Below are 7,934 nucleotides of genomic sequence, written 5' to 3'. Positions count from 1 at the left end.
TGACACGGCACGTGCGCCCGCCGACGCCTCCCCGGCCGACCCCGGCGCGTCTCTTTCCTCGACCGCCGCTCCCTCCACCCTGCCGGTGGCCGCGACCGCCGCGCGCCAGGCCAAGGGGCCGCTGTGGGCGCGCCTGCTCGGCCGCCTGGCCGATCCCTGGCTGGGCCTGAAGATCGAACCGGCCGAGCCGGGCCAGTACAACGACGGCCGCCCGGTGGTGTACGTGCTGGAGGACTACGGCCTGTCCAACGCGCTGATCCTGGACAAGGCCTGCCGCGAATCCGGCCTGCCCTCGCCGCTGGTGCCGCTGCCCGGCGATCCGCTGGGGCGCAAGCGCGCCTACCTGGCGCTGTCCCGGCGCAGCAGCAACCACGCGCTGCTGCCGGAGCAGCGCGGCGCCAAGACCCACTCCGATTCGCTGGCCAAGCTGCTGCAGGCGCACCGCGAGCGCCCGGACCTGGACATCCACCTGGTGCCGGTGTCGATCTTCGTCGGCCGCGCCCCGGACAAGCAGAGCGGCTGGTTCGCCGTGCTGTTCTCGGAAAACTGGGCGCTGGTGGGCAGCTTCCGGCGCCTGCTCGGCGTGCTGCTCAACGGCCGCAGCACCATCGTGCGCTTCGCCCCGCCGGTGTCGATGCGGCAGACGGTGGAGGAAGGGCTGCCGCCCGAGCGCACCGTGCGCAAGCTGCAGCGCGTGCTGCGCACCCACTTCCGGCGCATCCGCGAGGCGGTGATCGGCCCCGACCTGTCGACCCGGCGCCTGCTGGTGGACCAGGTGCTGGCCGCCGAGCCGGTGCGCGAGGCGATCGCCGCACAGGCCAAGCGCGACAACAGCAAGCCGGTGGACGCCTGGCGCAAGGCGCACGCCTACGCCTGGGAGATCGCCGCCGACTATTCCAGCCCGGTGGTGCGCTCGGCCAGCTTTCTGCTGACCCACGTCTGGAACCGCATCTACGCCGGCGTGCTGGTCCACCACCTGGACAAGCTCAAGGACGCAGCGCCCGGGCACGAAGTGATCTACGTGCCCAGCCACCGCAGCCACATGGACTACCTGCTGCTGTCCTACCTGCTGTACGAACGCGGCATCGTGCCGCCGCACATCGTGGCCGGCATCAACCTCAACCTGCCGGTGGTCGGCACCCTGCTGCGCAAGGGCGGCGCGTTCTTCATCCGCCGCTCGATCAAGGGCAACGCGTTGTACTCGGCGGTGCTCAGCGAGTACGTGGCGCAACTGGTCGCCGGCGGCTACTCGATCGAGTACTTCGTCGAAGGCGGACGCTCGCGCACCGGCCGCCTGCTGCAGCCCAAGGGCGGCATGATCGCGATGACCCTGCGCGCGTTCCTGCGCCAGCCGCGCAAGCCGGTGCTGTTCCAGCCGATCTACGTCGGCTACGAGAAGCTGATGGAGGGCAACAGCTACCTCGACGAACTCAGCGGCCGGCCCAAGGAGAAGGAATCGATCTGGGCGCTGCTGTGGGGCATCCCCAAGGTGCTCAAGCAGAACTACGGCCAGGTGGTGGTGAACTTCGGCGAGCCGATCCCGCTGAGCCAGGTGCTGGCGCAGCGCGCGCCGGAATGGGACGGCCAGCCGCTGGGCGAGGACGAGAAACCGGCCTGGTTGAACGGCACCGTCGATGCGCTGGCGCAGCAGATCCAGGTGCACATCAACGCCGCCGCCGACGTCAATCCGGTCAACCTGCTGGCGCTGGCGCTGCTGTCCACGCCCAAGCACGCCATGGGCGAGGCCGACCTGATCGCGCAGATCGAACTGTGCAAGAAGCTGCTGGCGGAACTGCCGTACTCGGACCGGGTCACGGTGACCCCGCATTCGCCCGAGCGCATCATCGCCCACGCCGAAGAGATCAACGTGCTCACCCGCACGCCGCATCCGCTCGGCGACGTGCTCAGCGTCAACGGCGACAACGCGGTGCTGCTGAGCTACTTCCGCAACAACGTGCTGCACCTGTTCACCGCCTCCTCGTGGGTGGCGTGCTGTTTCCAGAACAACCGCCGCATGAGCCGCGCCGGCCTGCTGCGGCTGGGCCGCACCGTGTACCCGTTCCTGCAGGCGGAGCTGTTCCTGCCGTGGAGCGAGGACCAGTTCGCCGAGCGCATCGAACGCACCATCGAGGTGTTCGTGCGCGAAGGCCTGCTGCTGCAGCTCGCCGAGGACGACGGCAGCGTGCTGGCGCGCAACACCGGCCAGACCGACGAGGTGTTCCGCCTGCGGGCCATCGGCCACTCGCTGCAACAGGCGTTCGAGCGCTATTACATCGCCATCTCGGTCCTGGTGAAGAACGCCCCGGGCAAGCTCGGCGCCGGCGAACTGGAGAGCCTGTGCCAGCAGGCCGCGCAACGCCTGAGCCTGCTGTACGCACCGGCCGCGCCGGAGTTCTTCGACAAGACCCTGTTCCGCGGCTTCATCCAGAAGCTGCGCGAACTGAAGCTGGTGTGGCCCGACGAGAACAGCAAGCTGGTGTTCGACGAACGGCTGGATGCGTGGGCGAAGGACGCCAAGTTCATCCTCGGCCGTGAGCTGCGCCACACCATCGAGCGGGTCAGCCCGGAAGCGGCGAAGGTGGAGGAGCCGCCGGTTCCGCAGGATTGAGGCGGCAGTCGCAGCACTTGCCGTCGTGATGCGGTGAGATCCTGGCGCGTGGCGACGCGCCATGCATAAAGGCGCCCTGTTATCACTGCGGCGCGGCGGTTGACGTCGCGGCACAGTGACTTCCGACACGCGACCGTGGGCCTGTGCGGCCCGAGCATGCTTGAAACTCCCTGCTGCGGGTTCCGGCGATGCGCACAGCTCCTCTTTTCTCTCTGTTGCTGCTTGCCGCCTCCAGCGGGCCCGCGTGGGCCGACCAGGGCGGCGACGCTGGCAAGCACGACCATCGGCCGCAGGTGTCCTCGCGCCAGTGCGGCCTGAGCACACCGTTCAACGTGCTCGCCGACACTGGCGGCATCTGGCTCACCCGCGATGGCGAGAGCCCGCGCGAGATCTTCTTCCATGCCGGCGAACTGAGCGTGGATCATCAGGTGCAGCAGATCGGCGCCGCGGATGCGCAGCGACTACTGGACATGGAGCGCGAGACCCGCGCGCTGATGCCGGAGGTGACGGATCTCTCGCACGAAACGGTCGACCTCAGTTACGACGTGCTCGGCGTCGTCGTCGAAGTGCTGACCGGCAATGCGGGCAATGCGCGCAAGATCGAGCGGCTACGCACGCAGGCCAACGCATACGTCGACGGCACGCTCGGCAGGGGACGCTGGGACCAGACCGCGTTCGACAGCAATTTCGAGCGCTACGTGCAGACCCAGGCCGAGAGTTTCTCAGGCAGCATCGCCCGCCACCTGCTCTGGCAGATCGTCACGGGCCGCGCCGATGCCATCGACAAGCGCGCCAACCGCATGGACGCCGCCCTCGAGGCCCGCCTGGATGCGCGCAGCAAGGGCATCGAAACCAAGGCGCAGGCGCTGTGCGCGCGGGTGGCGCGGCTGGATCAGCTGCAGCAGGCGCTGGAATACCGGTACCACGGCCAGCCGTTGCGCCTGCTCACCACCTCCGAGGACGGTACGCCTGAGCAGAGCACCGCCGCCCTCGTCGGTACCGACGATACGCCGCGGAGCAATGCGGTCACGGTGCCGTCGGTCCCAACGCATTGAGCCTGACGCCGCCGCTGGCGCGTGGCGACGCAGCCGCCGCGCTGGCGGCCTGCGGCGACGGTAGCACCGCTCAGGCGTCGAACAGATCTCCGGTGCGCGGCCCCGCAGCCGCCGCATCGGGCGGATAGACCAGTTGCCCCTGCGCGTCGCTGCGCGCAGCCGGGTTGAGCGTGGCCGGCTCCTGGCGGCCGACATCGATCAGGTGCACCACCGGATGGCCATGGTGCAGCAGGTGGTCGCAGACGATCTGGCGATGGCACTGCCGCCAGTAGGCCTCGGCGCACATGACCGCGCACGCGCCGTCCTCGCCGAAGGCTTGCAACTCGGCCAGCGCCTCGGCGAATTGGTCGCCCAGCGCGTAGTCGGCGTAGTGGTGGAAGCTGACGCTGCGCCAGTGGCCGTTGCGCTGCGGATCGACGCCCGGCTGCCTGCCGCGGCGTCCGCCCAGGGCGCGGAAGTGCCGGTAGGCGATGCCCGCCGCGGCCAGCGCCGGTGCCAGCGCGCTGCCGTCGAACTGCGGGAACCGCCGCGAAGACGGAAAGGCGCGCACGTCGGCGAGCCGGGTGACGCCGGCGCCCTGCAGAATATGCAGGAAGGTCTCCAGGCTGCGCGTGGAATGGCCGACGCTGAAGAAGGTCGCCGCGCTCACGCCGGTTCGTCGGGGATCAGCAGATGCTCCAGGCGCAGGATGCAGTCCTTCAGTTGCAGCTTGCGCTTCTTCAGCCGCTTGGCTTCCAGCTCGTCGTCCAGATTGGCCGGGATGCGCTGCAACTGTTCGTCGAGCGCGCGGTGCTCCCGACGCAGGGCGTCGATGCGCAGGGAGATCTCGGCGGGCGTCAGGGTGTCCACGAGGTTCGAGCATACACAGGCCACCGGTCCGCCGTCACCGTGCAACGCGCCGCTATGCCGGGCGCAGGCCAGCCGGCACAATGCGCGCGGGCGCCGCGGCGGAGGCGGTGCCCTCCCACCCTCGTGCCACCCGCGGCAGGATCGCCGCGCCGAAAGGAGTCAGCCATGCGTTCGTTCCGTTCCCCGTTTGTTCTCGCCCTCGCCCTGGCGGCGGCCCTGCCGCAGCTGGCCGCGGCGGCCGATGCCAAGTTCTCCGGCTTCCTGTGCTGCAACATGCGCAGCGACGGCAGCTGGATCAGCGACAGCAACTACGCCGAAGACGGCAAGCGGGTGATCCCGGCCGGCACGCCGGTGCAGGTGACCGGTTACGGCCGCTACCGGGTCAATGTGTTGATCGACGGCAAGAAGCAGTCGATCGGCAACGACTACAGCCGCGACCTGGGCAACGAGGCCTTCGCCCAGCGCTACGTGGTCGCGCAGGATCCCACGGCGAAGCTGGCGGCCTACCCGCCGAAGATCCGCGAGGCGATCGCCGCCAACCGCGTGACCAAGGGCATGACCCGCGAGCAGGTGCTGATGGCGCTGGGCTATCCGATCACCAGCGAGAACCCGAGCCTGGACGCGCCGCTGTGGCGCTACTGGCTCGACAGCTTCAACGAGTTCCAGGTGTCCTTCGACGGCGCCGGCAAGGTCGAGAAGGTCACCGCCGATCCGAAGACCCAGAACCTGGTCTGGCAGCCGTAAGCCCGGCGCGACTCCACGCGCCATGGCGCCGCGCTTCCGCCTCGGCGGAGGCGGCGCGAAGCGCATGCCATGACCGCGGCCTGCCGCGACCATGGCGCGACGCAAGGGCAGCGGGCGCTGGGCGCATCCCGCCGGCCACTGTGCTCAGCGGCTCAGCACCTGCGGCGGATCGGTCCGCGTCGGGCCCTGTTGCGAGGCCTGCAGCGCCTGTTCCTGCTCCTGTGCCTGGCGCTGCGCCTGCCCCTGCCCCTGCTGCGCTCCCAGTTGCTGCAGTTGCTGGTAGGTCTCCTGCGCCGGCCGCGCGATCGCCTCGCTGGTGGGCATGTGCGCGCGGTTGGCGTAGGGATCGGGCGAAACGTCGCCGCCGTTGCGGTACACGAACGCCAGTTCGCCGCCCTGGTGCGCGGCGGTGGGCCGGTTGAAGCCCACTGCCAGCTGATCGCGCTCGCTGAAGCCGTTCTGCCTGGCCAGCAAGGTCAGGCTGGCGGTCATGCGCTCGCTGTTGTCGTCCCAACCCTTGCCGATCGCCTGTTCGGCCTGGGCCACGCCGCTGCGGACCCGCTCGTGCAGGGCGCGGTCTGCGGCACCCGGCGCGGCGGCCGGATCGCTGGCGCGCGGCGCAGGCGATTCGGGTGTCGGCGCCGGTGCGGAACCATCGCGGAATCCCGCCGGCAGCACATCGCGCGGCACCTGCGCGGCATCGATGCCGACCGCCTTCAGGTCGGCATGCACCGCCGGCGGCGTGCGCTCGGGGTGCTGCGCCTGCGCCCGGTCCTCGGCATCGGCGATCTGCGCCAGCGCGCGCTCGCCATAGTTCTGCGGATAGCCGCGCGCGTCGTAGAACAGCTTGCCCATCGCCTCCACGTTGCGCGGATTGTCGGCATCGATCTTCAGGTCCTTGCCGAAGCTCAACCCATCTTTGGCGGTGTAGGTGGCCTTGCTGCCTACGCCCTGCTTGTCGATGTAGCTCGCCATCTCGCTGCTGGCGTTGTACAGGTCCTTGAGCGTGGCCTTGGGATTGGTGCGGGTGACGTAGTCGGCCAGCGTGTTGACCCCGGCGATCTCGTCCTTGGCCTCGCGGGTGCGCTGTTCCTGCCCGTAGGCCTTGAGCGTGGCGGTGTAGTCGTGCGGCGAGGGCGAGGCGGCGATGCCGTCGACCTTGGCGGCGAACGCGGCATCGCTGCGGTCGATGGCGGCCTTGTTGATGGCATGGCCGATCTCGTGGCCCAGCACGATACGGGCGGTGTTGGCCGAATCGTCGCGCGGCGCGTTCATCCTGGCCGTGGCCAGCACGTCCATCGGCAACTCGATCTGTCCGGTGCGCGGACTGTACGATCCGGTGCCCGCCTCGGGGCTGGGCGCGAAGCCGGACAGCTGCTGTTGCCCGATCGCCTGCTCCACCCGCATGCGCAGTTCCGGCGTGTTGTCCAGCATCTGCCGCAGCGCCTGACCTTCCTTCGGATGCGCTTGCGCGAAGGTGTCGACCATGCCCTTCAGGCGTTCGTCGTCGTGTGCCATCTCCGCGCTCCTCAGGCGTCGACCAGGATCTGCAGCATCTCCACGCACGCCTGCGCATCGTGCTCGCCGGCGTCCTTGCCGACGAAGGCGTACACGGCGACCGCGCCGCGTTCGAAATGCCAGCGGCCGGCGCTGCCCTGGCGCGGCGGTGCGATCCAGCGCGGCACGAAGCCGGCTGCGACCAGTGCCTGGCGATACGCGTCCAACGATTGCGTGCATTGCGCCGGCGCCACGCCTGGCGCGGGGGTGAAGCGCAGGTCCAGCCGCGACGGCGGCGCAGCGTCGGCATCGGCGACCGATTCCAGCGTGTAGCCGCCACCGCCGGCGAGCGTGCCGGATGCGCTGAACGCATGCCCGCCCTCGTCCTCGACCTGCAGCCCGGTCTGCGCCGCGACCTGCGCGGCGACCAGATCCTGCCTGCCGCCGATCGCCAGGATCAACCGTACTACGCCTTGTGCCAGGTGCTCTGGCGTCATCTCCGACATGGTCCGCTCCGTGTGTGCAGGGGTGATCGAGGGGGAAGAAGATTGCGCACCGGCACAGGCGGCCAGCAACGCGGTGGTCAGCAGCAGGGCCGCGCGCGGCGCCAGGCGCCTGCCGGCGACGTGCCGCGACCCGCGGCGATTGCGATACAGCATCCGCTCCATGAAACGCCTCTCCGTCAAACGCCTACCGCGCGCGCATCGTGGCGCGGTCAGACATGAGCACGCGATTGTAGCCAGGGCATCGGCGTCTCGCAGCCTGCCGCTGCCCACGCCGCGCTGGAACGTCACTCCCAGTCGGCGCGACGCTGCCAGACGAAGCCGGGCAGATCGATGCGCTTGCGCGGCGTGCCGTCCCAGTCCACGGTGAAGCCGGCCGCACGCAACGCCGCGGCGACCTGCTGGCCGACCGCCAGGTCTGCGTCCTCGCGTCCTTCAAGATCGCCGAAGGCCAGCATCAGCCCACCGCCGTCGATCGCGCGCTCCATGTCCTGGCCGTGATAGAAGCAGTAGCCGTGATAGCGCCGGTCCGGCGTGTCGGCTACCGCCTGGTTCACTTCGACGTGACCGTCGGACATGGTGTAGCCGGCATTGGCCAGCGCGCAGATGCCGGCGGCGTGCAGCCGCTCGAACAGCGCATCGAGCCGGTCGCAATCGGTCTGCGCCGGCCAGGTCTGT

General features: G+C 69.7%; 8 protein-coding genes. 3 read left to right on the top strand and 5 right to left on the bottom strand.

Features of this window, described 5'->3' with window-relative positions; all coding sequences use genetic code 11:
• On the top strand, positions 1–2,608 hold a 2,608-nt coding region (gene plsB / locus D180_RS06365; RefSeq protein ID WP_051064784.1), incomplete at its 5' end, for a glycerol-3-phosphate 1-O-acyltransferase PlsB.
• A 215-nt stretch (positions 2,609–2,823) separates the two neighbouring features.
• Positions 2,824–3,663 carry a DUF2884 family protein gene (locus D180_RS06360; protein WP_017912131.1) on the top strand — a complete coding sequence of 280 codons (840 nt, stop codon included), beginning with the start codon at positions 2,824–2,826 and terminating at the stop codon, positions 3,661–3,663.
• Positions 3,664–3,733: 70 nt separating this feature from the next.
• On the opposite strand, the gene D180_RS06355 is transcribed toward D180_RS06360, so the two are convergent.
• Together D180_RS06355 and D180_RS06350 are read right to left on the bottom strand one after the other, a co-directional pair.
• Positions 3,734–4,312 carry a DUF488 domain-containing protein gene (locus D180_RS06355; protein ID WP_017912130.1) on the bottom strand — a complete coding sequence of 193 codons (579 nt, stop codon included), beginning with the start codon at positions 4,310–4,312 and terminating at the stop codon, positions 3,734–3,736.
• Entirely contained in the window at positions 4,309–4,512 is a 204-nt protein-coding gene (locus tag D180_RS06350) for a DUF465 domain-containing protein (protein ID WP_017908896.1), read from the bottom strand. The genes D180_RS06355 and D180_RS06350 overlap by 4 nt, the downstream gene beginning before the upstream one ends.
• 165 nt (positions 4,513–4,677) lie before the next feature.
• Between D180_RS06350 and bamE the strand changes: the two genes are divergently transcribed.
• Positions 4,678–5,256 (top strand): outer membrane protein assembly factor BamE, encoded by a 579-nt coding sequence (gene bamE / locus D180_RS06345; protein ID WP_017912129.1) that lies wholly within the window; start codon positions 4,678–4,680, stop codon positions 5,254–5,256.
• A gap of 144 nt (positions 5,257–5,400) precedes the next feature.
• On the opposite strand, the gene D180_RS06340 is transcribed toward bamE, so the two are convergent.
• The 3 genes from D180_RS06340 to D180_RS06330 form a co-directional block, all read right to left on the bottom strand.
• Positions 5,401–6,774 (bottom strand): XVIPCD domain-containing protein, encoded by a 1,374-nt coding sequence (locus tag D180_RS06340; RefSeq protein WP_017912128.1) that lies wholly within the window; start codon positions 6,772–6,774, stop codon positions 5,401–5,403.
• An 11-nt stretch (positions 6,775–6,785) separates the two neighbouring features.
• Positions 6,786–7,421 (bottom strand): hypothetical protein, encoded by a 636-nt coding sequence (locus tag D180_RS06335; RefSeq protein ID WP_043090567.1) that lies wholly within the window; start codon positions 7,419–7,421, stop codon positions 6,786–6,788.
• Between the two features lie 122 nt (positions 7,422–7,543).
• A partial coding sequence (locus D180_RS06330) for a hypothetical protein (protein WP_017912126.1) occupies positions 7,544–7,934 on the bottom strand: 391 nt, incomplete at its 5' end.

Origin of the sequence: Xanthomonas sp. SHU 166 (assembly GCF_000364685.1) — a bacterium.
GTDB lineage: Bacteria > Pseudomonadota > Gammaproteobacteria > Xanthomonadales > Xanthomonadaceae > Xanthomonas_A > Xanthomonas_A sontii.
This window is presented reverse-complemented; position numbering and strand designations above follow the sequence as displayed.

What these genes read in the sequence shown, in the direction of transcription:
- bamE (WP_017912129.1), top strand. Translation starts at nt 4,678, where the DNA reads ATGCGTTCGTTCCGTTCCCCGTTTGTTCTCGCCCTCGCCCTGGCGGCG.
- D180_RS06340 (WP_017912128.1), bottom strand. Translation starts at nt 6,774, where the DNA reads ATGGCACACGACGACGAACGCCTGAAGGGCATGGTCGACACCTTCGCG.
- D180_RS06335 (WP_043090567.1), bottom strand. Translation starts at nt 7,421, where the DNA reads ATGGAGCGGATGCTGTATCGCAATCGCCGCGGGTCGCGGCACGTCGCC.